This is a genomic window from Micromonospora sp. A3M-1-15 (genome assembly GCF_024213425.1).
Classification (GTDB): Bacteria; Actinomycetota; Actinomycetes; order Mycobacteriales; family Micromonosporaceae; genus Micromonospora; species Micromonospora chersina.
Map to the genome: position 1 here is coordinate 1,541,283 of NZ_JANAVK010000001.1, position 25,904 is coordinate 1,567,186.

Genomic DNA, 25,904 nt, shown 5'->3' on the forward strand with positions numbered 1-25,904 from the left:
CGTGACGATTCCGTACCCGAACACCCAGCCGATGCCCGCCATCGCCGCGGTGACGCCGCCCTCGGGCGCGGCCCGACCCCGGGTGACCTTCCTGGGCACCGGCTACCTCGGCGCGACGTACGCCATCTGCTACGCCGAGCTCGGCTACGAGGTGCTCGGCTTCGACGTGGACGCGGACAAGATCGCGAAGCTGAACGCCGGCGAGGTGCCGATCCACGAGCCCGGCCTGGACGAGCTGCTCCGGCGCAACCTGGCCGCCGGCCGGCTCCGGTTCAGCACCGACATCCAGGAGACCGCCGACTTCGGCGACGTGCACTTCATCTGCGTCGGCACCCCGCAGCGGGCCGACGGGATGGGCGCCGACCTGTCGTACGTCGAGGCGTCGGTGACCAGCCTCGCCCAGCACCTCAGCCGCAAGGCACTGATCGTCGGCAAGTCCACCGTGCCGGTCGGCACCGCCGAGTGGGTCGAGCAGCTGGTCGGCAAGCACACCCCCGCCGACCTGGGCGTCGAGGTGGCCTGGAGCCCCGAGTTCCTCCAGGAGGGCTTCGCCGTCGACGACGTGCTGCGCCCCAACCGGATCGTGGTCGGGGTCAAGAGCGAGTGGGCCAACGGCATGCTCTACGCCGCCCACAAGGGCGTCTTCGACCTGGCCGCCACCGAGGACCGCGAGGTGCCGCTGGTGGTCACCGACTTCGCCACCGCGGAGCTGGTCAAGGTCGCCGCGAACGCCTTCCTGGCCACCAAGATCTCCTTCATCAACGCGATGGCCGAGGTCTGCGAGGCCGCCGGCGGCGACGTGACCCAGCTCGCCCGCTCGATCGGGTACGACCCCCGGATCGGCAACCGCTTCCTCCAGGCCGGCCTCGGCTTCGGCGGCGCCTGCCTGCCCAAGGACATCCGGGCCTTCCAGGCCCGCGCCCAGGAGCTCGGCGCCGGCGAGGCGCTGCGCTTCCTGCACGAGGTGGACCTGATCAACCTGCGCCGGCGCACCCGGGTGATCCAGCTCGCGGCCGACCTGCTCGGCCGCCGCTCCGGCCCGGCCGGCCCGGACCTCTCCGGCACCCGGATCGCCGTGCTCGGCGCCACCTTCAAGCCGAACACCGACGACGTCCGGGACGCCCCGGCCCTCGCCGTCGCGGCGCTGCTCGGCAAGGCCGGCGCCGACGTGCACGTGTTCGACCCGCAGGGCGTGGAGAACGCCCGCCGGGCGGTGCCCGAGCTGAACTACGAGACCACGATGAACGACGCCGTCCGCGGCGCCGACCTGGTCTGCGTCCTCACCGAGTGGGCCGAGTTCCGCAACGCCGACCCGGTCGCGCTGGGCGAGCTGGCCAACGGCCGCAAGGTGGTCGACGGCCGCAACTGCCTGGACTCCACACTGTGGACGCAGGCCGGCTGGGAGTACCGCGGGATGGGTCGCCCCTGACCCCGTGAACCGTCGGCCGGTCGGCCGGGGACCCGATCCCCGGCCGGCCGGCCCTTTTTGTTGTCCGGAACGCGCCGGCAACTGTCGAAATCCGGGCCCGGTCAAGGCATGCTGCGACTGGGAGGTCCACCGTGCGGGGGCCGACCGGACGGGAGAGTGTCGTGCAGAGCTTCAGGTGCGCCTCGTGCGGGCGGGAGATCAAGCCCGCCGTCGTCTGCCCGCACTGCGGCGCGGACCAGCCACAGTGGGCCGAGCACCTGGCCGAGATCGAGCGCTCGATCGCCGAGATGAAGGCCCGCGACGCCGAGATCGCCCGCGAGCAGCGGCAGATCGCCGCCAAGATGCAGGCCGCCCTCTTCCAGCGGGACATCCTGGCGCACGCCGGTGAGGAACGGATCAAGCAGGCCACCCGGCCCCGCCGCGTGCTGCGCCGCCGGCCCGGCCGCCGCCCCCCGACCGCCACCACCGGCGCGCCGCCCCGGGTGCCCCGGCAGGGCGCCCCGTCGACCGGCCCGGAGGACCTTCCGCCCCCGCCGCCGCCCCGCAGCCGCCCACAGTGGCTCGACGTTGACAACCCGGAGCACCCGCCGGAGGCGTCCTCGCGGGAGGTGCAGAACATCCCCCTCGGGCTCGGCGCGCTGCTGCTCGGCGTCGCGGCGGTGGTCTTCGCCGCGGTCGCCACCAGCTCGATGGACGCGCTGGCCCGGCTCGGTGTGCTGCTGGTCGCCACCGTGCTGATGCTGCTCGCCCCGCCCGTGCTGGCCCGGCGCGGGCTCACCTCGACGGCCGAGACCATCGCCGCGGTGGGCCTGCTGCTGGTGCCGCTGGCCGGGTACGCGCTCTGGGCCGTCGACCGGATCGGCGGCGGCACCTCCGGCGCCGCCTTCTCCGGGTCGATCTTCCTGGTCACCACCGCGGTCGCCTTCGGGTACGCGTACGGGACCGGCCTGCGGGCGCCCCGCTTCGCCACCGTGCTGGCCGCCCAGCCGGTGCTGCCGCTGCTGGCGTACGAGCGGATCACCGGGCCGGCCGGGTGGGCGCTGGTGCTCACCGTGGTGGCCGTCGTCGACCTCGCGCTGGCCCGCTCGGCGGTGGTGGTCGAACGCCCGGTCCGGCGGGACCTGCCGATCCCTTCCCCCGAGCCCGCCCCGCCGAGGCAGCGCGCCGCCGACGACCGGCCCGAGTCGGACCCGGAGGAGTCCGCCGAGGTGCTCGGCGCGGAGCCGCCCCCCGGCGCGGAGCCGGTCCCGCCGGCGCGCCCGGTGCCGTGGCTGCGCGAGCTGACCTGGCTGCTGCACGGGGCGGCGGTCGCCGTCGCCCTGGCGTACGCGGTCACCGCCCTGCTGCGCGCCGCGACCGTGCCGGCCGCCGCCGGTGCGGGCGCCCTCCTGCTGCTCGCCGCGCTGGTCGGGCTCGCCGGGACGCTGGTGCTGCGCCGGCCGCCGCTGCCGGACGTGGGCGCCGGCATCGTGACCCTCGCGGTGATCGGCGCCCTGGGCCGGGTCGCCTCGGTCGCCTTCCCCGGCCGGTCGCTGCTGCTCATCGCGGCGGTCATCGCGCTCACCGGGTTCGCGGTCCGCGCCGTACCGGAGGCGGCCCGGCGGGGGCCGCAGCTCGCCTCGGCGGTCGCGCTCACGGTCAGCGGCCTCGTGGTGGCCGGTGGCGCGCTGCGCGCCGGACTGGCGCCGGTCCGCGCCGCGCTGCCCGCCTGGTCGGCGGACCTGAACGGGTGGCACGCCGAACTGGCGGCGGCGGTCGGCCCGACCGGGTGGCAACTCGCCGCCAGCGCGCTGCTGCTCACCATCGCCGCGGTGGTCGCCCTGCCGGCCGAGATCCGGCGCGAGTTCGCGGTCGTCGGGGCGGCGCTGACCGCCCTCGCCGTGCCGGCCTCGCTCGGGCTCGGCTGGGCCACCGCCTGCTGGCCGATGCTGCTGACCGCGGTGGCCATCGGCGTGCTCGGGCTCACCGCCGGCACCGAGCGCGCCGCGGTGGCCCACTCGGTGACCGCCGCCGGGCTGGGGCTCATCGGGGCCGGCGCCGCGCTCGCCCGGCCCGCGCTCACGGCCGCCGCGCTGACCCTGCTATTCCTGACCGGCGCGCTGGTCTCGCTGGCGCCCCGGGTCCGGATCGCCGCGGCCGCCGCGGACACCGTCTGCGCCTGGGCGGCCGGCGGGGCCGCGTTCGCGTTCCCGGGCGCGGTGGCCGCGTTCGTCGCCGCCACGGTGCCGACCGCGCCGACCCTCACCCAGGCGAACCTGCGCGAGGTCACCGTCCCGATCCTCGCGGCGAGCTTCCTCGGCGTCTGCGTCACGCTCGGCTACGCCGCCCTCGTCCAGGTCGCGCAGCGGCACCTCAGCGTGCCGCACGCGCTCGGCACCGTGCTGGGCGCGGTGGCGGTCGCCGCGGCCGGATTCGGCGCGCCCGGCGCCACCACCGCCGACGCCTGGGTGGGCGGGCTGCTGCTGGTGGCCGCCGCGCTGCTCGCGCTGGCCCCCCGGATCGACGCCGGCCGCCGCGCCGACCTGTCCCTCGACGGTTCCGACCTGGCCCTCGCCGCCACCACGGTGGCGCTCATCGCCACCCTGGCCCGGATCGCCGCCGTGCTGGCCCCCGGCGGCCAGCTCGTGGTGGCCGCCGCGCTGGTGACCGTCGTCGCCGTCGCCGCCCGGGCGATGCCCGAGGAGTGGCGGCGCGGGCCGGTCCTCGGCATCGCCGTCGGCGGCACGCTGATCGGGCTCATCGCGGCCTGGAGCGCGTTGCGCGGCGGGGTCGGCGTGCTGGCCACGCCGGGCCCGATCTGGGCCGGCGACCTGAGCGGCTGGCCGGCCGCGCCGACCGGCGGCTCGACCTGGCAGGCGCCGGTCGCGCTGGCGCTGCTGGCCGTGGCCGCCGGCATCCTGCTGCCGCCGCCCTGGAAGTACGACGTCTCCGGCGCGGCCGCCGTGCTCGCCACCATCGGCGCGCCGGCCGCGTTCGACCTGCCCTGGTGGTCCCCGGTGCTGGTGGGCGCCATGGTCGCCACGGTCTTCGGGATGGCGGCGGTGGCCGCGGCCGACCCGCGGGCCGCGCTGTCCCGGGCCACGGTGGCCGGTGTGGTCGCCCTGCACGCCGCCGGCGCCGGGCTGGTCCGCCCGTGGACCACCGCGCTGGCGCTGGGCAGCATCGCGCTCATCGGGGTGACCGTGGCCGCGCTGGCCCGGTCGCTCGCGCCGGCCATGGTGGAGGACGTCCGCACCGAGGGGATGCCGCCACACCTCGTGCAGGTCGGCGGTGCGGCGGCCGGCGCCGCGCTGCTCGCCCTGCCCGGGGCGGTGGCCGCCCTGGCCGCCGAGTACGGCCGACCCCCGCAGGTGGTGCTCACGGCCGCGCTGGCCGCGTCCAGCATCGGCCTGGCCGCGGTGGCGGCGGTCCGCCGGCAGGTGCCGCAGTACCTCCCCTACGCGAGCGTGGCCGTGGTCGGCGGTGCGACGGTCAGCGCCGCCGCCGCCGTGATCACCCACCTCCCCGCCGGGGTGTACGCCGCCGCGGCGGCGCTGCTCGGCGTGCTCGCCGAGCTGATCCGGGCCGCCACCGTCCCACCGGTCGGCTCGGCCCAACCGGTCCGCCGCTGGTCGGTGCTGCTCAACGGGGCGCTGCGCCGGGCGCCGGACGACCCCACCGAGCTGCGCTGGCGGGTCAGCCCGGCGGCCGGGGCGCTCGCCGCGGCGTCCCTGCCCACCGCCCTGGCCCTGGCCACCCTGGCGCCGGCGCTGGTGGTGGCGCTGGTCGAGCCGCTCCAGGTGCTGTCCCGGGTCTGGCAGGGGCCGCCGCCGGACCTGCTCACCCCGCCGCCCGAGGCGGTGGATCCCACGCACGTGCTCACCGCGCTGCTGCTCACCGCGACGGCGGCGCTCGCCGCCACCGGGTTCAGCGGCGGCCGGCGGTCCCGGGCCGTGCCGGTGATCCTGCCGGGCGCGGCGCTCACGCTGCTCATCACCCCGGTGGCGCTCGGCCGCGGCTGGCCGGTGACCGCGACGGCCGGGCTGGCCGTCTTCACCGTCTCGATGCTGGGGCTGGCGCTCACCCCGCCGCCGGCGCTGGCCGAACCGGCCCGCTCGATCCGGGTGGCCCGGGTACTGGTGTTCGCCATCGGGCTGGCCGCCGGGAACGCCGGGCTCGCCGGCAGCCTCGCCACCCGGGAGTTGACGCTGTTCACGCTGGGCGGCGCGGTCGGCGTGGGCACGGTCGCCGCGCTCTTCGGCACCACCCAGCGGGCCCGCATCCTCGGCTGGCTGTTCGCCTCGCTGATGGCGCAACTCTTCGTGCTCACCCTCGGCCTGGTGGCCGGGCTCGCCGCGGTCTGGTCCGCGTTCGGGGTGCTGGCCGTCGGGGCGGCGCTCCAGGTCTTCGCCACCGCCCTCCCCCGGCTGCGCCGGCCCGAGGCGTACCGGGAGGCCGCCACCGTCGAGTGGAGCGGCCACGCGGCGGCGCTCATCGCGCTGGCCCTGGCGTACGACTCGCCCCGGCACATCGCCGCGCTGCTGGCCGCCTGGGGCGCGGTCCTCGGGGTGGCGGCCAGCCGCCCGGGCCGGCGGCCGGTGGAGCGGAACCTGCTGTTCTGGGCGGTGGTGATCTGCGAGATCAGCGCCTGGTGGATCCTCATGCGGGTGGCCGACGTGGCGCTGCCGGAGGCCTACACGCTGCCGTTCGCCGCGCTCGCCCTGCTGGTCGGGGTGCTGCAACTGCGCCACCGGCCCGACCTGTCGAGCTGGGTGGCGTACGGGCCGGCGCTGGTCGCCGCGTTCCTGCCGACGCTGACGATCGTGCTGGCCACCGAGTCCAGCATGCTGCGCCAGGTGCTGCTGCTGCTCGGCGCCGTCGCGGTGCTGATCTTCGGCTCGACGAGCCGGCAGCAGGCGCCGGTGATCGTGGGCGCCACGGTCACCGCGGTCGCCGCGGTGCACGCGCTGTTCAGCCTCGGCCCGTGGCTGGTGCTGATCCCGGTCGGCTTCGTCCTGCTGGTGCTCGGCGCGAGCAACGAGCGCCGCCGCCGCGCCCAGGAACGGCTCCAGACGGCCCTACGCGGAATGCGATAAACCGGAGGGGTGGGCGCCCGCCGTCGAGGGCGGGCAGAGGGTGCCGGGTCCGGGCGCGTTCAGCCCAGGGAGGCGCGGAGGGTGGCTTCCTTCTCGGCCACCAGGTCCTCCAGGCTGGCCTGGTAGGCGGCCATCCGGTCGCGCAGCGCCGGGTCGGAGGCGCCCAGGATGCGCACGGCGAGCAGCCCCGCGTTGCGGGCGTTGCCGATCGACACCGTGGCCACCGGCACGCCGGCCGGCATCTGCACGATGGAGAGCAGCGAGTCCATGCCGTCGAGGTACTTCAGCGGCACCGGCACGCCGATCACCGGCAGTGGGGTCACCGAGGCGACCATGCCGGGCAGGTGCGCCGCACCGCCCGCCCCGGCGATGATCACCTTGACGCCGCGGTCGGCGGCCGACCGGCCGTACTCGATCATCTTGACCGGGGTGCGGTGCGCCGACACCACGCCGACCTCGTAGGGCACCCCGAACTCGTCGAGCGCCTCGGCGGCGGCCCGCATGGTCGGCCAGTCCGAGTCGCTGCCCATGATCAGCCCGACGGTGCTCATTCGCGTCCTTCCCGCAGCCAGCGGGCCGCACGCGCGGCCCGGGCCCGTACGTCGTCCAGGTCGTCGCCGAGCACGGTGACGTGCCCGATCTTGCGGCCCGGGCGCACCTGCTTGCCGTAGAGGTGGACCTTGGCCCCGGGTTCCGCGGCGAAGAGGTGGTGCAGCCGCTCGTCGATCGAGATGCCACCCGGCTCGCCGCCGAGCACGTTCGCCATCACCACGACCGGCGCGGTGAGCGAGGTGTCCCCCATCGGGTAGTCGAGCACGGCCCGCAGGTGCTGCTCGAACTGGGAGGTCCGGGCCCCCTCGATCGTCCAGTGCCCGGAGTTGTGCGGCCGCATGGCCAACTCGTTCACCACGAGCCCGGTGGGCGTCTCGAACAGCTCCACCGCCAGCAGGCCGACGACGCTGAGCGCGGTGGCCAGGTCGATGGCGAGCTGCTGCGCGGCCACCGCCCGTTCCTCCGGCAGGTCCGGCGCCGGGGCGAGCACCTCGACGCAGATGCCGTCCCGCTGCACCGTCTCCACCACCGGGTACGCGGCCACCTGGCCGAACGGCGACCGGGCCACCTGCACGGCCAGCTCCCGGCGCAGCGCCACCCGCTCCTCGACGATCAGCGGGGTGCCGCCGGCCAGCAGGGTGGTGGCCAGCTCGGCGGCCGCCGTGGCGTCCTCCACCATCCAGACACCCCGGCCGTCGTAGCCGCCGCGGGCGGCCTTGAGCACCACCGGCCAGCCGATCTCCGCGCCGAACGCCACCAGGTCGGCCGGGGCCGCCACCGGACGCCAGGCCGGATTCGGCGCGCCCAGCTCACCGAGCCGCTCGCGCATCACCCGCTTGTCCTGCGCGTGCACCAGCGCCTCGGCCGGCGGGAAGAGCTTCACGCCCTCCTCGGTCAGGGCGCGGATGTGCGCGTTGGGCACGTGCTCGTGGTCGAAGGTGACCACGTCGCAGCCCTTGGCGAAGGTGCGCAGGGCGGCGAGGTCGGTGTGGTCGCCGTACTGGACGTCGGCGGCGACCAGGGCAGCGCCGTCGTCCGGGGCGAGCGCGAGCACGCGCAACGACTGGCCGAGGGCGATGGCGGCCTGATGGGTCATCCGGGCCAGCTGGCCACCGCCCACCATTCCGACGACAGGCAGTCCGGTACGGGAATCCATAGCGCCGCCAGCCTATCGGGGCGGCGGCGGGCGACGGTCCGGAGGGCCGGACCTGGGAGGACCGGCTCCCGGTTGGCAGGATCACCCCCATGACGACCCGCGATCTGCTCCGCGGCCTGCCGGTGCTGGCCCACGACATGCCGTCCTTCGACCCGGCCGACGTGCCGGCGGAACCCACCGCCCTCTTCGCCGACTGGCTGGCCGGAGCGGTCGCCGCCGGGGTGGACGAGCCGCACGCCATGACGGTCGCGACGGTCGACGCCGACGGCGGGCCCGACGTGCGGGTACTGATCCTGAAGGACCTGGACGCCGAGGGCTGGCACTTCGCGACCACCGCCACCAGCGCCAAGGGGAGGCAGATCGCCAGCAACCCCCGCGTCGCGCTCGGCTTCCACTGGCGGGAGCAGGGCCGGCAGGTCCGGGTGCGCGGCACCGCCCGGCCCGCCGACCCCGCCGTCTCCCGGCGGGACTTCCTGGCCCGCCCGGAGGGCTCCCGGATCGCGACCCTGGCCGGCCGGCAGAGCGCCGTCCTCGCCGACCGCGCCGAACTGGACCGGGAACTGGCCGCGGTGCGGGCCCGGCTGGCCGCCGATCCCGGGCTGGTCGCCGAGGGCCACACGGTCTACTCGGTGCACCCCGCGAGCGTCGAGTTCTGGCAGGCCGACCGGGAGCGCCGGCACGTCCGGCTGCGGTACCGGCGGGACGCCGACGGGTGGAGCCGCGAACTGCTCTGGCCGTGACCGTCAGCCGAGCCGGCTGACCAGATCCTCGACCGTGGTGACCGGCCGGTCGCAGACGAACCCCCGGCAGACGTACGCGGTGGGCCGCCCGCCCAGCGCCGGCCGGTCGGCCAGCAGCGGCACACCGGGCTGGTCGGCGCGGCCCGCCACCATCACGGCCCCGGGCGGGGCGTGTCGGAGCGCGGCGGCCATCAGCGGGTCGCCCACCGGGTCGTCGGTGACCACCGCGATCTCGTACGGCCCGGAGAGCAGCGCCTCGCCGACCGTGGCCGAGTAGCCGGTGAACCGGGCGTGCCGGGCGACGATCGGCGCGACCGTCGACAGGGCCGCCTCGGCCGCCTCCCGGTAGCGGGTCTCCCCCGTCAACGCCGCGTACGCGACGAGCGCCGCGACCATCGCCGAGCGGCCGGCCGGGGTGGCGTTGTCGGTCGGGTCGGCCGGCCGGGTGACCAGGCGCTCGGCGTCGTCGGCGGTGTCGTAGAAGCCGCCGTCCGGTGCGGCGAACCGGGCCAGCGCCACGTCGAGGAGCTGACCGGCCAGCGTGAGCCAGCGACCCTCGCCGGTGAGCTGGTGCAGCGCGCAGAACGCCTCGGCCACGCAGCCGTAGTCCTCCAGCACGCCGGCCGGCTCGCCGACGACCTTGTCCCGGGAGACCCGGCGCAGCCGGCCGTCCACCACGTGCACGGCCGCCAGGTGCTCGGCGGCGTCCCGCATCGCGCCGTCGGCCACGATGGTGACGCCCTCCATGAGGTTGGCGTCCTCGTCGTCGGGGGACGCGTAGAGCGCCGCGACCTGCTGGAACTCGGCGATCGCGGTGATCGCGAGCCCGTTCCAGGCGGCCACCACCTTGTCGTCCCGGGCCGGTTGCGGGCGGGTGTCCCGGGCGGCGAGCAGCCGCCCCACCACCTCCTGCCAGCGGGCCCGGACCGCCGGGTCGGCGTCGTCCACGTCGCGGGCCAGCCGGAGCACGCTCGTGCCGCCCTCGAAGTTGCCCTGCTCGGTCACGCCGAACAGGTCGGCGGCGAACCGGCCGTCCTCCTCGCCCAGCACCTCGGCGAGCTGGGCCGGGGTCCAGACGTAGGTGAGGCCCTCGACGCCCTCGGTGTCCGCGTCCAGCGCCGAGGCGAAACCCTCGCCGGCCCGGTGCAGCTCGTCGGCGAGGAACCGGGCCGTGTCGCGGGCCATTCGCCGGGCCAGCCGGTCCCCGGTGAGCCGCCAGAGCTGGGTGTAGACCCGCAGCAGCAGGGCGTTGTCGTAGAGCATCTTCTCGAAGTGCGGCACCGTCCAGTGCCCGTCCACGGAGTAGCGGGCGAAGCCGCCGGCGAGCTGGTCGTGCAGGCCGCCGCGGGCCATCGCCTCGCAGGTGTGCCGGACGATCTCCAGGCTCCGGGTCGAGCCGGTGCGCTGGTGGTGCCGCAGCAGGAAGAGCAGGTTCATGTGCGGCGGGAACTTCGGCGCGCCGCCGAAGCCGCCGTTCGTCTCGTCGTACTCCGTGGCGAGCTGGTCGGCGGCGGCGTCCAGCAGCTCGGCGGTGAGCGGGGCGGTCAGGCCGCCCACGGCCTGCGCGCCGCCGATCGCCTCGACCACGGCGGCGCCCTGCCGGAGCACCGCCTCCCGCTGATCCCGCCAGGCGGTGGCGACCGAGCCGAGCAGCCGGATGAAGTTCGCCCGCGGGAAGTAGGTGCCGCAGAAGAACGGGGTGCCGTCCGGGGTGGCGAACACCGTCATGGGCCAGCCGCCCTGCCCGGTCATCGCCTGGGTGGCGGTCATGTAGACGGCGTCGACGTCGGGCCGCTCCTCCCGGTCCACCTTCACGCAGACGAAGTCGTCGTTCATGAGCTGGGCGACGCCCTCGTTCTCGAACGACTCGTGCGCCATCACGTGGCACCAGTGGCAGGCCGCGTAGCCGACCGAGATGAGCACCGGCACGTCGCGCCGCTTCGCCTCCGCGAACGCCTCGTCGCACCAGGGCCACCAGTCGACCGGGTTGTCGGCGTGCTGGAGCAGGTAGGGCGAGGTGGCGTCGGCGAGTCGGTTCACCCGACGACCATATCGAGCGCGGAGCGACTGTGCGGCGCGAGCGGGACGGCCGGGCCGGGGATGATTTCCCGGCCCGGCCGACCCGTCGATTCCGCTGTCCCGTCCGGCCCGGTGTCGGTGACGCGACCGAGCGACACGATCCGTCCTTCCGATATTCATCTTTGTTGATTTGAATCAGCGCATGCCCGGCGCCGCCGGGCCGTCCGAAGGAGACGGTTCATGCGCAGACTCCCCACCCTGCTCGCCCTCGCCGCCCTCGCCGGAACCGTGCTGGCTCCCGGCACCGCGTCGGCCGAGGTCCCGCCCGAGACCCGCTTCTCCGCCACCACCGGCGTCGGGATCCACAACGCGTACGAGCGCGGCACCTACCCCTACCTGGCCCAGGCGCTCGACGCCCGGCCCGGGCTCATCGAGCTGGACGTCTGGCCGGACGTGCTGACCCGGCAGTGGCGGGTCAGCCACTCCAACCCGCTCGGCAACGACAACAACTGCGTGGCCGCCACGAGCGCCGCCCAGCTCTACACCGGCACCCGGAACCGGAACCTGGAGCACTGCCTGGACGACATCCGGCTCTGGCTGGGCGCGCACCCCGAGGCCGGCCCGCTGGTGCTCAAGCTGGAGCTGAAGACGGGCTTCAGCGGCCGTACCGGGCAGGGGCCGGCCCAGCTCGACGCGGTGCTCGCCGCCCGGCTCGGCGACCGGGTGTTCCGCCCGGCCGACCTGCTCGGCGGTCACGCCGGCCTGGACGCCGCCGCGCGCGCCGATGCCTGGCCCAGCCGGGCCCAGCTCGCCGGCAAGGTGATCGTCGAGCTGATCCCCGGCACGGTCGAGGAGGGCAACCCGACCGACACGCTCTGGACCGACGTCGAGTACGCCCGCCACCTGGCCGGCCTCGCGGCGGCCGGCACGCTGGGCACGGCCCGCGCCTTCCCGGCGGTGCACCGGGCGCAGGCCGGCGACCCGCGCACCCGGTACGCCGACGCGAGCCTGCGGCCGTGGTTCGTGCTGTTCGACGGCGACGCCACCGCGTACGTCACCGGGGGCATCGACACCGCCTGGTACGACGCCAACCACTACCTGCTGGTGGTGACCGACGCGCAGAACGTGCCTCCGGCGGTCGGCGCGGGCGACGCCGACGCGGCGGCGGCCCGGGTGGCCGAGCTGGCCCGGAAGCACGCGAGCATCGCCTCCGCCGACTGGGCGACCCTGCCCACCGTCCTCGACGACGTGCTGCCCCGCGGCTGAACCGGCGACCGGCCGTCCCGCGCCGCCGTGGCGATCGGTCCCGGCGGCGCGGTCGGTCGCCCGGCGCGGAACGGCCGAAAGACCCGGGACGGCGAGGGTGCGGGACGGTCAGGAGGCGCCGTCGGCGCGGAGCGGGAGGACGTTGCCGCGCGCGGTGTCCCGCAGCGACCCCAGCACCGCACCGATCTTGTCCGCCGGCATCGGCTTGAAGAAGTGGTAGCCCTGGGCGGCGGTGCAGCCCAGCTCGGCCAGGGCGGTCCGCTGCTCGGCGGTCTCCACGCCCTCGGCCACCACCCGCAGCCCCAGCTCGTGCGCGAGCCCGACGGTGGTGCGCACGATCGCGGCGGCCTCCGGGGAGTCGGCCATCCGGATCACGAAGGAACGGTCCACCTTCAACTCGTCCACGGCGATCCGGGTCAGGAAGGTCAGCGAGGAGAACCCGGTGCCGAAGTCGTCGACGGCCAGCTGCACGCCCATCGCGCGGAGGGTGGCCAGCACCTCGTCGATGACCTCCAGCTCGCTCATCACCACCGTCTCGGTGATCTCCAGCACCAGCCGGTGCGGCGGCACCTGGTGCCGGCGCAGCGCCTCGCCGATCTCGGCCGGCAGCCGCGGGTCGAGCAGGCTGCGCGCCGACAGGTTCACCGAGATCGGGATGTCCAGCCCCTCGTGCGCCCAGCCGGCCGCCACCGCGAGGGCCTTGTCGAGCACGTAGCGGGTGAAGCTGCCGAGCTGCTCGCTGTTCTCCACCGGGCGGATGAAGTCCGCCGGACCGAGCCAGCCCCGGCGCGGGTGCCGCCAGCGGATCAACGCCTCCACCCCGGTCGGGGCGCCGGTGGCCAGGTCCACCGCCGGCTGCAACGCCAGCACCAGCTGGTCGTCGGCCTCCAGGGCCTCCCGCAGCTCCGCGAGCAGAGCCAGGTGGTCGGTGCTCGCCGCGTCGCGCGAGCTGTCGTACGCGGCGACGCTGCCGCCGCCCTCCTTCGCCTGGTACATGGCGATGTCGGCCCGGCGCAGCAGCTCGGTCAGGTCGGCGGTGCCCGCGTCGGCGACCACCACACCCACCGCCACCTCGACCGACATGCGCACCCCGGCCACCTCGGTCGGCGCGGCCAGCCGCTCGGCGATCTCCCGGGCCTGCCGCAGCGCGTACGCCAGCGGGGCGGCCCGATCGTCGACCACCGGGACCGTGGTCAGCAGCAGGGCGAACTCGTCGCCGCCGAGCCGGCCGAGCAGGTCGCCCGGACGGGTCATGGTGGCCAGCCGGTTCGCGGCCAGCCGCAGCAGCTGGTCGCCGGCCGCGTGCCCCAGCGTGTCGTTGACCTCTTTGAACTGGTTGATGTCGAGCAGCAGCAGCGCCACCGGGTGGTCGTGGGCGCGCTGCCGCAACGCCTGGTCGCCCTTGGCCAGCAGTGCGGCCCGGTTGAGCAGCCCGGTGAGCTGGTCGTGCACCGCCTCGTACGACGAGCGGGCGGTGACCAGCCGCAGCTCGCGGTGGGTCGCGGCGTCGTGCAGGGCGGCGGCCAGCGCGTCGCCGAACGCCGCGACGCCGTCCCGTTCCCGGGCAGTGGGCGGGGCGGAGCGGGGGAACCGGACCCGCAGCTGGCCGACCTCGGCGCTGCCCACGGCGAGCCGCCGGACCAGCTCGTGCTCGCCGGACCCGGTGGCCGACGGGGGTTCCACCTCGCGGTCGCGCACCTGGGCGCCGGTGTCCGCCCGGTAGCGGCGCCAGCGGCCGTCGCCCCGGGCCACGTCCACCTCGACCAGCTCGGCGCCGAACAGCGTGAGCGCCCCGGTCACGGCGGCGGTCGCCACGCCCCGCTCGTCGAGCTGGTTGAGCGCGGCGGTGGCCTCGGCGAACGCCCGCCAGGTCCGCCGCTCCTGGTCGGCCCGCAGGCGGTGCCGGTAGGTCTGCTGGAGCAGCCAGAGCGGCGGCGGCAGGAGCAGCAGCCAGCGCGGGTCGAGCTCCAGCAGGGTGACCACGACCAGGCCGACCGCCACGTTGCCCACGAACATGAGCAGCTTGCCGCGGAGCGCGGCGAGCAGCGGCGGACCGATGGGGATGCCGTGCAGCAGGGCGAGGCCGGCGCCGCCCAGCCAGGCGGTGGTGAGCAGGTAGGCCACCGCGCCGGCGGTCAGCGCGAGGGCCAGCTCCGGGGTGGGCGCGGCGAGCAGCGGCCGGCCGAGCGCGCTGGCGACCGCCGCGGCGAGCGCGGTGGCGGCGGTCAGCGAACCGGCGATCCGGACCAGCTCCAGCGCGGGCCGGCGGTCGGCGACCAGGGACATGCCGGTCCACGCGGCCCCGGTGCCGAGCAGGGCTGCGGCCGGCAGCCAGCCGGCCGGTACGAGGTAGAGGCAGACGACGAGGGCCGCCTCGCCCCAGGTGATGCTGACCATGCCCGAGGCGGTGCGGAAGCGCAGACGGGCGAGCTGCGCCACGGCGAACACGACGACGGCGACGCCGAACCGGACGAACCCGGGCAGCGGGTCGTCCGGCGGCAGGTGCGCGGGAACGGTGAGGCCGACCACGGCGGCCGCCAGGGCGGTGACGGCGACGGCGACGGTCAGCAGCAGAACGCCGACCGGCGTGCCGCGCAGGCCCCGCTCATCGGGGGGTTGGCCGGCCCGGCCGGAGGTCACGGGCCCACCTCGTCGGACGGCGGCCGGAGGGCACGGTCGGGGGCCGTTGCTGCCATCGACATCGGCGCCCCCCTTCCGCGCACGGCTCGGGGCCTTTACGGTCCCCCCGGCGGAAGGCTAAGCCAAAGCCGGTGGTCGCAACAGGGGTGGACGACCGGCTTCGGCGTGATTCACGCGCTGTTCAGCCGTTCCGGCGCTGCTGGGAGCCGTTGGGGGCGTTCGTCGGGGATTCCTGCGCGGCGGTCCCGTCTGTCGGATCGGCGACTGTCGAGTCGGCCCGGTCCGGCTCGGCCGGCCCGGTCTGCTGCGGGAACCGGTCGGGCAGCCGGCGCAGCCGGGCGTTCATGTTGCGGATCAACAGGACGGTGGCGGTGGCCAGCAGCACGATGAGGAAGAGGCCCATCGGGCCGGCCAGACCACCCGTGCGGGTGTCACCGAAGTTGTTCTCCGCGAGCACCTGGGCGGTGGTCAGCATGGTGTTCCTCCGATGTGCGGCTGACGACCAGCGTAGCCCGCCGGGAAATCAGCGGGCATGGCACGTCTCGCGCACCCCGGCGAAGAGGTCGGACTCGGGCAGCGGGCTGTCGACCATCGAGCGGGCGAGCTGGAAGTCCTCGGTGGGCCAGGCGCGCTGCTGAAGGTCCATCGGCACCTGGAACCAGAAGCCGTCCGGGTCGATCTGGGTGGCGTGGGCGCGCAGCGCGTCGTCGCGGACCGGGAAGTATTCGGCGCACTCGACCCGGGTGGTGATCCGCTCGCCCTTGTCGGGGCGGTCCTCCCAGCGCTTCATCCACTCCCCGTACGGCGACTCCAGGCCGGCGGCGAGCATCGCCTCGTGCAGCGCCATGATCTTGGCCCGGGAGAAGCCCACGTCGTAGTAGAGCTTGAGCGGCTGCCACGGCTCACCCAGCTCCGGGTGGTGGTCCGGGTCGCCGGCGGCCTCGAAGGCGGCCACCGCCACCTTGTGGGTCATGATGTGGTCGGGGTGCGGGTAGCCGCCCTCCTCGTCGTACGTGGTGACGACGTGCGGGCGGAACTGGCGCATGAGCCGCACCAGCGGGGCGGCCGCGACGTCGACCTCCTCCAGCGCGAAGCAGCCCTCCGGCAGCGGCGGCAGCGGGTCGCCCTCGGGCAGGCCGGAGTCCACGAAGCCGAGCCACGCCTGCTCGATGCCGAGGATGGCGCGGGCCGCGTCCATCTCGGCGCGGCGGATGTCGCCGATGTTGGCCCACACGTCGGGCCGATCCATCTTGGGGTTGAGCACGCTGCCCCGCTCGCCACCGGTGCAGGTGACGACCAGGACATCCACCCCCTCGGCGACGTATTTCGCCATGGTGGCGGCGCCCTTGCTCGACTCGTCGTCGGGATGGGCGTGCACCGCCATGAGCCGCAGCTGCTCTGCCACCATCGGCGCTCCTCGTCTGTGCCCGCCGGGCCCGGCCCACCCGGACCCGCCCGGCTGACCTGCCGGAATCTCCCCCCGCGCCCGCGAAAGCCCCCGTGCTGGCCGGTCGGCGGCGGGGCCGACCTGCCATCCTTGGCTCAGCGCCGGGCTGGGAAGATGGACTCTGCCATTCTTGCCGATGCCGCCGACAACAACGCCAGGAGATACCCGCCGGTGAGCGAGACGCACGCCACAATCGCACCGGGTGCACCGGTCTTCCCGCCCGGCCGCTACGGCCGCCGCCGGGAGCCGGGGCGCCGCCGTCCGCTCCTGCTCGTGCTGGTGGGGGCCCTCCTGCTCGCGCTCCTCGGGCTGCTCTCCGTGAAGCTCTACGGCCAGTACGGCGACCCCGACTACCGCGCCGAGGTGATCACCTACACGGGGATCACCGACTCCCGGGTGATGGTCGAGTTCCGGGTCACCGTCCCCGAGGGCGGCTCGGCGACCTGCCTGCTGCGGGCGCGCTCCCACGACGGCGCCGAGGTGGGCCACGTCGAGGCCACGGTGACCGCACCGCCCGGCGAACGGCACGTCCGGACCCGGCAGGAGGTGCCGACCACGGCCCGCCCCTTCATCGGCGAGGTGCTGCGCTGCCGACCGGCCGGCTGAGCCGGGAGCCGGCGAGCCGCCGGCACGCGTACCCCGGGTCCGACCGCCGGCACCCGGGGTGATCGGCGACACCCTGACGTGGTCGGCACTGGTAACTTGGTAGTTCACCTGTCAGCCAGTCCGCACCAACGAGGAGATCGCCTGTGTCCACCAATGACAACGAGGCGCCCGCCACCTGGCTGTCCCAGGACGCGTACGACCGCCTGCAGGCCGAGCTCGACGAGCACATCGCCAACCGGCCGGTGATCGCCGCCGAGATCAACGCCCGGCGCGAGGAGGGCGACCTGCGGGAGAACGGTGGCTACCACGCCGCCCGCGAGGAGCAGGGCAAGGCCGAGGGTCGCATCCTCTACCTGAAGGAGCTGCTCCGCACGGCCAAGGTCGGCGAGGCCCCGACCGCCGACGCGGTGTCGCCCGGCATGGTCGTCACGATCTACTTCGACGACGACGCCGACGACACGGAGACCTTCCTGCTCGGCTCCCGTGAGATCGCCTCCACGACCGACCTCACCGTCTACAGCCCCGAGTCCGCGCTCGGCAAGGCGATCCTGGGCGGCAAGGCGGGCCAGACCTGCACCTACACGGCCCCGAGCGGGGCCGACATCAAGGTGACGGTCGTCAAGTTCGAGCCGTTCTCCGGCTAGCCGCCAACCGGACCCGCGCCGGATGGCTCGGGTCCGACCCGACCGAGGCTGACAGGCTCCTCGGACCCGAGCTGGAACACCCCGACCGCCCCGACCGGCATCGTCCGGCCGGGGCGGTCGCGTCTCAGGGCTCACCCCTCGCCGGCGAAGACCACCTGGTAGCCGCTGGCCCGCAGGGCGCTGATCAGGGTGTCCGAGTGCTCGACGCCGCGGGTCTCCACCGACAGCCCCACCTCCACCTCGCCGAGCCGCAGGTGCGGGTTGGCCCGCTGGTGCACCACGTCGACCACGTTGGCCCGGTGCTCGGCGATCTCGCTGAGCAGCGAGGCGAGCTGACCCGGCCGGTCCGTGCAGCGGACGGTGACCCGCAGGTAGCGGCCGGCCGCCGCCAGCCCGTGTTCGATCACCCGCAGCATGAGCAGCGGGTCGATGTTGCCGCCGGAGAGCACCGCCACCACCGGCGCCTGCACCTCCACGACACCGGCCAGCAGCGCGGCCACGCCGACCGCGCCGGCCGGCTCCACCACCTGCTTGCCGCGTTCCAGCAGCATGAGCAGCGCCCGGGAGATGTCCTCCTCGGTGACCGTGACGATCTCGTCGACGAGCTTGCGGACGTGGGTGAAGGTCAGCTCGCCGGGGCGGCCGACCGCGATCCCGTCGGCGATAGTCGAGAAGAAGGGCAGCCGGACCGGCTCGCCGGCCTTGAGCGAGGGCGGGAAGGCGGCGGCGCTGGCCGCCTGCACGCCGATCACGCGTACGTCGGGGCGCAGCGCCTTGGCGACCACCGCCAGGCCGGAGATCAGCCCCCCACCGCCCACCCCGGTCACGATGGTCTTGACGTCCGGGCACTGTTCGAGGATCTCCAGGGCCACGGTGCCCTGCCCGGCGATGACGTCCCGGTGGTCGAACGGGTGGATGAACACCGCCCCGGTCCGCTCGGCGAAGGTCTGCGCCGCCACCAGCGACTCGTCCACCGTGTTGCCGACCAGCTCGACCTGGGCCCCGTACCCCTTGGTGGCGGCCACCTTCGGCAGCGGCGCGTTCACCGGCATGAAGACCGTGGCGTGCGCGCCGACCAGGCCGGCGGCGAGCGCCACACCCTGGGCGTGGTTGCCGGCGCTCGCCGCGACCACGCCGCGCTCCCGCTCCTCCGCGGAGAGCCGGGAGATCCGCACGTACGCGCCGCGGACCTTGTACGACCCGGCGCGCTGCACGTTCTCGCACTTCAACCAGGTCGGCCCGCCGAGCGCGGCGCTGAGCGGCCGGGACGGCTCCAGCGGGGTGGTGCGGGTGACGCCGGCGAGCAGTTCCCGCGCGGCCTGTACGTCGGCGAGACCGACCAGTTCCGTCATGCCCCGATCGTGCCACCCGACCCGGGCGGAACCTGCGGCGACGTCGCCGACGGATCCTCCGCCACCTGGGGCGACACGCCGGTGACGGGCTGCACCGGGACCGCGCCGGCCGGCCAACCGGGCTGCCCGGCCCAACCGGGGTGCGCGGGCGGCCCGGGGTGCCCGGCCCAACCGGGCTGCGCGGGCCAGCCGGGCTGCCCGGACCAACCGGGCTGCGCGGACCAGCCGGGTTGCGCGGGCCAGGCGGGCCAGGCGGGCACGGCCTTGGCGATCCGGTCCTGCTGCGCGGCGGAGATCCGCCGGATCAGCAGGACGAACGAGACACCGGCGACCAGGCAGACCAGCGCCGGGACGAGCCGCGGGCCGAGGGCCTGCCGGTAGTGGTCGACGTACGCCGCGAACTCCGCCGGGCTGCGGGGCGTCTCGGCCAGCTCGACGTACCGGTCGTTGTCGAGCTTGTTGATCGTCGCGTCGGCGGCGAGGAACAGCAGCCAGGCGGCCCACCAGAGCGCCACCAGCGGGGGCGTCCGCCGCCGCCACAGGCTGTCCCGGGCCACGTTGGCCAGCACCCGCGCCGGGACCACGAGGTTGGCGAACGGCACCAGCCAGCCGGCGATGGCCCAGGCGGGACCGAGGGACGGCAGCGCGCCCGGGAACGCGTCGAGGTTCCTCCGCACGCGCCAGGTCCAGACGATCACCAGCACGCCGGCGACCAGGAGGGCCACCATGTACAGCATCGCGAACAGCCCCTCGGCGACCACCGCGCCGAGCAGCAGGTCACCGTCGCGCCGTGCCGCCGCGGACTGCGCCATCCGCATGCCGACCAGGGGGAACAGCGCGCCCGGCAGGTACGACAGGGTGGCCACGCCGACCGCGACCGCCGCGGCCAGGCCGAAGCCAGGCACCGGGTAGGTGGGTCGGCCGGGCAGCACCGCCGGCATGCCGAGGGGCGTGGCACAGCGCTGGCACTCGTTGTACGCCGGGGATGTCGCGTCCCCGCAGGTCTGGCACCGCATCGCGACCGTCCGGAAGGTGTGCGCGTGAAGAGGTGCGCACACGCTAGACGATCATGCGCGGGCCGGCGACCCCGTCCCGACCCGGGGATAGCCGGGGGCGTGCCGCTGCCACGGCGCCTGCATCTCGAACTGGCCGGCGACGCCGAGCAGCAGCAGCTCCGAGCCTGGCGGGCCGACGAACTGCACGGCGACCGGCAGGCCGTCCGGGCGGCGGCCGACCGGCACCACGATGGCGGGCAACCCGGCGATGTTCCAGGGCGCGGCGTACGGGGCGTACCGGATGTTGGCCTTCATGTTCGCCACCCAGGACCGGCCGGACCAGCCGGCGGCCTCCGGCGGCGGGCCGGCCAGCGCCGGGGTGAGCAGCAGGTCGACCGAGTTGTCGGCGAAGAAGTTCACCGACCGTTCGCGCCAGGCGGCCCGGTCGGCCTCGCGCACGTACCCCCGGCGCTGCGCCCACTCGCCGAGCGCGACGTGCCGGCGGCTGCGCCGCTGCAGGCCACGCCGCTCCACGCCCGCGGCCTGCACGTCGGCGGCGGCCGCGGCGAACCAGGTGGCGATGCCCTGGAGGCCCAGCCGGGTCGGGTAGACCGGGTCGGCGGGAACGGTGTCGTGGCCGGCGGCGGCCAGCAGCCGGCCGGCGGCGGCGACCGCGTCCCGGTTCGGCGCGTCCGGCGAGACGCCGCGCACCGGCGAGCGCAGCGAGACGCCGACCCGCAGCCGCGGCGGCGGGACCAGCTTCTCCGGGCGCCGCCCGGCCAGCACCGAGAAGCCGACCACCGCGTCGGCCACCGTGCCGGTCAGCACGCCGTGCTCGGTGAGACCGAACCAGTCGTCCGCACCGAGCTGGCAGGGCACCACGCCCCGGCCCGGCTTGAGCCCGACCAGCCCGCAGCAGGCCGCCGGGATGCGGATCGAGCCGAGGCCGTCGTTGCCGTGCGCCATCGGCACGAGCCCGGCGGCCACCGCGGCGGCCGCACCGCCGGAGGAACCGCCGGGGGTCCGCGCCGGGTCCCACGGGTTGCGGGTCACCCCGGTCTCGTCGTCGGTGAGGGCCCAGAGGCCCAGCTCCGGCATCCGCGTCACGCCGAGGATCACCGCGCCCGCGCCGCGCAGCCGGCGGACCACCTCGTGGTCGGCCTCCGCCACCGGCGTACGCACGGCGGCCGACCCGTTCCACGTCGGCAGGCCGGCGACCGGGGTGTTCTCCTTGACCGCGACCGGCACGCCGGCCAGGGGGAGGTTGGCCAGGTCCTCCTGCTCGTCGACCTTCTCCGCCTCGGTGATGGCCTCACCGCCGCGTACCGCGCGGAACGCGGCCAGCTCGGCGTCGGCACGGGCGATGTGGTCGAGGTGGTCGGCCACGACCTGGGTGGCGGAGACGTCACCCCGGCGTACGCCGCGGGCGATCTGCTTCGCGGTCGCCCCCACCCAGGTCGTCGGCATGATGTCCTGCACGGCCATCCTCCCCAGCCAGCGGTCAGCCCAGCGCCTGCTCCAGATCGGCGAGCAGGTCGTCGACCGTCTCGATGCCGACAGACAGTCGCACGAGATCGCCGGGAACTTCAAGCGGCGAGCCGGCAGCACTCGCGTGTGTCATCCGTCCCGGGTGCTCGATGAGGGATTCGACCCCGCCGAGCGACTCGGCGAGCACGAAGAGCTTCGCCCGGTTGCAGATGTCCACGGCGTGCTCCTCGCCGCCCGCCGCACGGAAGGAGATCATCCCGCCGAAGCGGCGCATCTGCTTGGCGGCCACCTCGTGACCCGGGTGCGCCGGCAGGCCCGGGTAGATGACCTGCGCGACCTTGGCGTGACCGTCCAGGTAGGCGGCGATCCGCTCGGCGTTGTCGCAGTGCCGGTCCATCCGTACCCCGAGGGTCTTGATGCCGCGCAGGGTGAGCCAGGCGTCGAAGGGGCCGTTGACGGCGCCCATCGCGTTCTGGTGGTAGCGCAGCTCCTCGCCGAGCGCCCGGTCCGCGGCGATCAGGGCGCCACCGACCACGTCGGAGTGGCCGCCGATGTACTTGGTGGTCGAGTGCACCACCACGTCCGCGCCGAACGCGATCGGCTGCTGGAGGTACGGCGAGGCGAAGGTGTTGTCGACCACCAGCAGCGCGTCGGCCTCGTGCGCGACGGCGGCCAGCGCGGCGATGTCGGCGATGCCGAGCAGCGGGTTGGTGGGCGTCTCGACCCAGACGATCCGGGTGGCGCCGGGGCGGATCGCGGCCCGCACCGCGTCCGGGTCGGAGACCCGGGCCGGGGTGTACTCGAGGCCCCAGCGCTCGGCCACCTTGGCGAAGAGCCGGTAGGTGCCGCCGTACGCGTCGTCCGGGATCACCACGTGGTCCCCCGGCTTGCAGACGGTCCGCAGCAGGGTGTCCTCGGCGGCCAGGCCGCTGGCGAAGGCGAGGCCCACCGGCCCGCCCTCCAGGGCGGCCAGGCACTCCTGGAGCGCGTCCCGGGTGGGGTTGCCGGAGCGGCTGTACTCGTAGCCCTCCCGGGGCGCGCCGACGGCGTCCTGGGCGTAGGTGCTGGTCTGATAGATCGGCGGGATCACCGCGCCGGTGCGGGCCTCGGGGTCCTGACCGGCGTGGATGGCGAGCGTCTCGAAGCCGTGACTCATTCCCGAGACGTTAGTCCGCCCGCCGCGTCCCACCGCGTGGAACCCGCCCCGCGCGTCAGGTCCGCTGGCGTCGATCAAGAAGTTTGCGTCGGGATCGGGCGCTCAGGCGACGCGAACTTCTTGGTCAACAAGCCTCGGGAGGCCCGGGGCGCGGGCGGCTGGCCGGGCGGGCTCGTGGGCAGCGCCTAGCCTGGGCGGGTGAGCGGGTGCGTGTTCTGCGGGATCGTGGCGGGTGAGGTGCCGGCGTTCCGGGTCGCCGACGAGGCGGACGGCGTGGCCTTCCTGGACACCCGGCCGGTGTTCAAGGGGCACGTGCTCGTGGTGCCGCGGACGCACCTGGTGACCCTGGCCGACCTGCCGGCCGACGCCCTGCCCGGCTACTTCCGGCTGGTACAGCGGCTCGCCGTGACGGTGGAGGCCGGCCTGGGGTCGGGCGGGACGTTCGTGGCCATGAACAACAAGGTGTCGCAGTCGGTCCCGCACCTGCACACCCACGTGGTGCCGCGGACCAGGGGCGACGGGCTGCGCGGCTTCTTCTGGCCCCGGACGCGGTACGCCGACGACGCCGAGGCCGAGGAGTTCGCCGGCCGGGTCGCCGCCGCGCTGGCCTGAGTAGTCGGCCGTCGGGTAAGGAACCGGAGGCCGGCGCTGTTGAACCCGCTGGGAAAGCCGAGAGAGGAGTCCCACCGTGTTCCTTCGCCGCATGAAGGCCGAAATGATCTCCCCCGACCAGGCCCTGCCCGGCCGTCCGATCGCGATGCCGATCGGCGACCGGCACGAGGTGCTGCCGTCCTCGTTGAAGGGTCCGTTCCCGGCGGGCGCGCAGGTCGCCGTCTTCGGGATGGGCTGTTTCTGGGGCGCCGAGCGGCTCTTCTGGACCCTCCCCGGGGTGATCACCACGTCGGCCGGCTACGCGGGTGGATACACCACCAACCCGACGTATGAGGAGGTCTGCTCGGGGCTGACCGGGCACGCCGAGGTGGTCCAGGTGGTCTACGACCCGTCGAAGATCAGCTACGAGGACCTGCTGAAGGTGTTCTGGGAGAACCACGACCCCACCCAGGGCATGCGCCAGGGCAACGACGTCGGCACGCAGTACCGGTCGGCCGTCTACGCCACCACCGACGAGCAGCTGGCCACCGCGCAGGCGTCGCGGGACGCGTTCGCGCCGATCGTGGCGCGGGCCGGCAAGGGTGAGATCACCACGGAGATCGCCCGGCTCGGCGACTACTACTTCGCCGAGGACTACCACCAGCAGTACCTGGCGCCGACGAAGAACCCGAACGGCTACTGCAACCACGGCCCGAACGGGCTGAGCTGCCCGGTCGGCGTGGCCCGTACCGCCGGCTGAGCGTTCCGGTGTCCGTTTCCGGGCCTGCGGTGTTTGTCACACCGTGGGCCCGGCCCGATTCGGGCACCCGCCCCGCGCGGCCACCGGATCTTCGCCCAGCCCAGCGGCGCGATGAGCGTGGCCGGGCATCCTAGCAAAGACGTAACGTCACCGACATCAGCTCAACAGGCGAGCTGCAACAACCTCTGGCAGCATTGCCCGGCATGTGCGGACTGGCAGGAGAGTTCCGCCGTGACGGTTCACGGGCCGACGTGTCGGCCGTGGAGCGGATGGCGGCCACGATGAGTGACCGAGGGCCCGACGACAGCGGCGTCTGGTCCCAGGGACCGACAGCGCTCGGGCACCGACGCCTGAAAATCATCGACCTGTCCGCGGCCAGCGGCCAGCCGATCGTGGACGCCGCCGCCGGGCTCACCGGCGTCTTCAACGGGTGCATCTACAACTACCGCGAGCTGCGCGAGGAGTTGCAGGCCAAGGGGCACCGCTTCTTCTCCGCCGGCGACAGCGAGGTCGTGGTCAAGGCGTACGCCGAGTGGGGGCTCGACTTCGTCGACCACCTGGTCGGCATGTTCGCGGTGGCGATCAGCGAGCGGGACACCGGCCGGCTGGTGCTGGCCCGGGACCGGCTCGGCATCAAGCCGCTCTACGTGGCCGAGAGCCCCGGCATGGTGCGCTTCGCCTCGACCCTGCCGGCGCTGCTCGCCGGCGGCGGCGTCGACACGGGCATCGACCCGGTGGCCCTCGCCCACTACCTGAGCTTCCACAGCATCGTGCCGCCGCCGCGGACCATCCTGCGCGGCGTCGCGAAGCTCCCCCCGGCCACGGTCCGGGTGTACGAGCCGGACGGCAGCAGCCGCGACCGGGTCTACTGGGACCCGTCCTTCACCCGCGCCGCCGAGCGGGCCGGCTGGTCCGAGCGGGACTGGCAGGACGCGCTGCTCGAATCGCTGACCACCGCCGTCCGCCGCAGGATGGTCGCCGACGTGCCGGTGGGCGTGCTGCTCTCCGGCGGGCTCGACTCCAGCCTCGTGGTCGCGCTGCTGGCCGGCGAGGGGCAGTCCGGGCTGGCCACCTTCTCCATCGGCTTCGACGCGGTGGGCGGCCGGGAGGGCGACGAGTTCGTCTACTCCGACCTGGTGGCGAAGACCTTCGGCACCGACCACCACCAGCTCCGGGTGCCCACCGGCGACCTGCTGCCGCCGCTGGAGGCCGCCGTCGCCTCGATGAGCGAGCCCATGGTCAGCCACGACTGCGTGGCGTTCTGGCTGCTCAGCCAGGAGGTCGCCCGGCACGTCAAGGTGGTCCAGTCCGGCCAGGGCGCGGACGAGATCCTGGGCGGCTACCACTGGTACCCGCCGCTGGCCGGCGTCGACCGGGACCGGGCGCTGGAGACGTACGCGAAGGCGTTCTTCGACCGCGACGCGGCCGGCCTGGCCCGGGTGCTCAACCCGGCGTGGCTGGCCGACGGCGACCCGGCGCGGGAGTTCGTGGCCGCCCACCTGGGCCGGCCCGGCGCGGCGACCGCCGTGGACGCCGGCCTGCGCATCGACACCCAGGTCATGCTCACCGACGACCCGGTCAAGCGGGTCGACAACATGACCATGGCGCACGGGCTGGAGGCCCGGGTGCCGTTCCTCGACCACGAGTTCGTCGAGCTGGCCGCGAGCTGCCCGCCGGAGCTGAAGCTGGCCCAGGGCGGCAAGGGCGTGCTCAAGGAGATCGGCCGGCGGGTCCTGCCGCACGAGGTCATCGACCGGCCGAAGGGCTACTTCCCCGTCCCGGGCCTCACCCACCTGGAGGACAAGCTCCTCGACCGGGTACGCGACGCGCTCACCGCGCCCGAGGCCCGCCGCCGCGACCTGTTCCGCGCCGAGTACGTCGACGCGCTGCTCGCCGACCCGAACGCCGAACTGACCCCGTTGAACGGAAACAAGCTGTGGCAGCTGGGACTCCTGGAAATGTGGCTCCAGAGCCACGGAATCGACTGA

Annotated in this window: 19 protein-coding genes; 9 read left to right on the top strand and 10 right to left on the bottom strand. The window is 74.9% G+C overall.

The window, feature by feature from the left end:
• The first annotated feature begins 1 nt into the window (after nt 1).
• Together NLX85_RS07090 and NLX85_RS07095 are read left to right on the top strand one after the other, a co-directional pair.
• Nucleotides 2-1,429: a UDP-glucose/GDP-mannose dehydrogenase family protein gene (locus NLX85_RS07090; protein ID WP_254332487.1), complete on the top strand. Its 1,428-nt coding sequence runs from the start codon at nt 2-4 to the stop codon at nt 1,427-1,429.
• A 161-nt stretch (nt 1,430-1,590) separates the two neighbouring features.
• Nucleotides 1,591-6,504: an SCO7613 C-terminal domain-containing membrane protein gene (locus NLX85_RS07095; RefSeq protein WP_254332489.1), complete on the top strand. Its 4,914-nt coding sequence runs from the start codon at nt 1,591-1,593 to the stop codon at nt 6,502-6,504.
• 59 nt (nt 6,505-6,563) lie between these two features.
• On the opposite strand, the gene purE is transcribed toward NLX85_RS07095, so the two are convergent.
• Nucleotides 6,564-7,055 (bottom strand): 5-(carboxyamino)imidazole ribonucleotide mutase, encoded by a 492-nt coding sequence (gene purE, locus NLX85_RS07100; RefSeq protein ID WP_254332491.1) that lies wholly within the window; start codon nt 7,053-7,055, stop codon nt 6,564-6,566.
• Nucleotides 7,052-8,212 (bottom strand): 5-(carboxyamino)imidazole ribonucleotide synthase, encoded by a 1,161-nt coding sequence (locus NLX85_RS07105; protein ID WP_254332493.1) that lies wholly within the window; start codon nt 8,210-8,212, stop codon nt 7,052-7,054. Before NLX85_RS07105 ends, purE begins: the two co-directional genes overlap by 4 nt.
• 89 nt (nt 8,213-8,301) lie before the next feature.
• Here NLX85_RS07105 and NLX85_RS07110 point away from each other — a divergent pair, with 89 nt between their 5' ends.
• Nucleotides 8,302-8,952: a pyridoxal 5'-phosphate synthase gene (locus NLX85_RS07110; protein WP_254332501.1), complete on the top strand. Its 651-nt coding sequence runs from the start codon at nt 8,302-8,304 to the stop codon at nt 8,950-8,952.
• A gap of 3 nt (nt 8,953-8,955) precedes the next feature.
• On the opposite strand, the gene NLX85_RS07115 is transcribed toward NLX85_RS07110, so the two are convergent.
• Nucleotides 8,956-10,992, bottom strand: coding sequence for a thioredoxin domain-containing protein (locus NLX85_RS07115; RefSeq protein WP_254332503.1), 2,037 nt, complete (start codon nt 10,990-10,992; stop codon nt 8,956-8,958).
• 219 nt (nt 10,993-11,211) lie between these two features.
• Here NLX85_RS07115 and NLX85_RS07120 point away from each other — a divergent pair, with 219 nt between their 5' ends.
• On the top strand, nt 11,212-12,237 hold the full coding sequence (locus NLX85_RS07120; protein ID WP_254332505.1) for a phosphatidylinositol-specific phospholipase C domain-containing protein: 1,026 nt from the start codon (nt 11,212-11,214) through the stop codon (nt 12,235-12,237).
• A 108-nt stretch (nt 12,238-12,345) separates the two neighbouring features.
• Here the strand turns inward: NLX85_RS07120 and NLX85_RS07125 are convergent, their stop codons facing one another.
• The 3 genes from NLX85_RS07125 to mca all read right to left on the bottom strand — a co-directional run bounded on the left by NLX85_RS07125 (nt 12,346) and on the right by mca (nt 16,282).
• Complete coding sequence (locus NLX85_RS07125; RefSeq protein WP_374628057.1) at nt 12,346-14,877, bottom strand: putative bifunctional diguanylate cyclase/phosphodiesterase; 2,532 nt, start codon at nt 14,875-14,877, stop codon at nt 12,346-12,348.
• Between the two features lie 181 nt (nt 14,878-15,058).
• The gene (locus NLX85_RS07130; protein ID WP_254332507.1) at nt 15,059-15,352 is read right to left on the bottom strand and encodes a hypothetical protein; all 294 of its coding nucleotides are present in this window, start codon (nt 15,350-15,352) and stop codon (nt 15,059-15,061) included.
• A gap of 48 nt (nt 15,353-15,400) precedes the next feature.
• Nucleotides 15,401-16,282: a mycothiol conjugate amidase Mca gene (gene mca, locus NLX85_RS07135; protein ID WP_254333687.1), complete on the bottom strand. Its 882-nt coding sequence runs from the start codon at nt 16,280-16,282 to the stop codon at nt 15,401-15,403.
• Between the two features lie 213 nt (nt 16,283-16,495).
• On the opposite strand from mca, the gene NLX85_RS07140 reads away from it, so the two are divergent.
• Together NLX85_RS07140 and greA are read left to right on the top strand one after the other, a co-directional pair.
• Nucleotides 16,496-16,930 carry a DUF4307 domain-containing protein gene (locus tag NLX85_RS07140; RefSeq protein ID WP_254332509.1) on the top strand — a complete coding sequence of 145 codons (435 nt, stop codon included), beginning with the start codon at nt 16,496-16,498 and terminating at the stop codon, nt 16,928-16,930.
• A 143-nt stretch (nt 16,931-17,073) separates the two neighbouring features.
• On the top strand, nt 17,074-17,574 hold the full coding sequence (gene greA / locus NLX85_RS07145; RefSeq protein ID WP_154230043.1) for a transcription elongation factor GreA: 501 nt from the start codon (nt 17,074-17,076) through the stop codon (nt 17,572-17,574).
• 131 nt (nt 17,575-17,705) lie between these two features.
• On the opposite strand, the gene ilvA is transcribed toward greA, so the two are convergent.
• Genes ilvA through NLX85_RS07170 form a run of 4 tightly spaced genes read right to left on the bottom strand, consistent with a single transcriptional unit; the run spans nt 17,706 to nt 22,565 of the window.
• Complete coding sequence (gene ilvA / locus NLX85_RS07150; RefSeq protein ID WP_254332511.1) at nt 17,706-18,926, bottom strand: threonine ammonia-lyase; 1,221 nt, start codon at nt 18,924-18,926, stop codon at nt 17,706-17,708.
• Complete coding sequence (locus NLX85_RS33260) at nt 18,923-19,984, bottom strand: DUF4328 domain-containing protein (protein WP_308210679.1); 1,062 nt, start codon at nt 19,982-19,984, stop codon at nt 18,923-18,925. The genes ilvA and NLX85_RS33260 overlap by 4 nt, the downstream gene beginning before the upstream one ends.
• A gap of 9 nt (nt 19,985-19,993) precedes the next feature.
• Complete coding sequence (locus NLX85_RS07165) at nt 19,994-21,406, bottom strand: amidase (RefSeq protein ID WP_254332513.1); 1,413 nt, start codon at nt 21,404-21,406, stop codon at nt 19,994-19,996.
• Nucleotides 21,407-21,422: 16 nt separating this feature from the next.
• Complete coding sequence (locus NLX85_RS07170; RefSeq protein ID WP_254332515.1) at nt 21,423-22,565, bottom strand: cystathionine gamma-synthase; 1,143 nt, start codon at nt 22,563-22,565, stop codon at nt 21,423-21,425.
• A gap of 198 nt (nt 22,566-22,763) precedes the next feature.
• Here NLX85_RS07170 and NLX85_RS07175 point away from each other — a divergent pair, with 198 nt between their 5' ends.
• From NLX85_RS07175 to NLX85_RS07185, 3 genes are all read left to right on the top strand, one after another.
• Nucleotides 22,764-23,177: an HIT family protein gene (locus tag NLX85_RS07175; RefSeq protein ID WP_254332517.1), complete on the top strand. Its 414-nt coding sequence runs from the start codon at nt 22,764-22,766 to the stop codon at nt 23,175-23,177.
• 76 nt (nt 23,178-23,253) lie between these two features.
• Nucleotides 23,254-23,916, top strand: a complete 663-nt coding sequence (msrA, locus tag NLX85_RS07180) for a peptide-methionine (S)-S-oxide reductase MsrA (RefSeq protein WP_254332526.1) — start codon at nt 23,254-23,256, stop codon at nt 23,914-23,916.
• 203 nt (nt 23,917-24,119) lie between these two features.
• A complete protein-coding gene (locus NLX85_RS07185) occupies nt 24,120-25,904 on the top strand; it encodes an N-acetylglutaminylglutamine amidotransferase (protein WP_254332528.1) in 1,785 nt (594 codons plus the stop codon).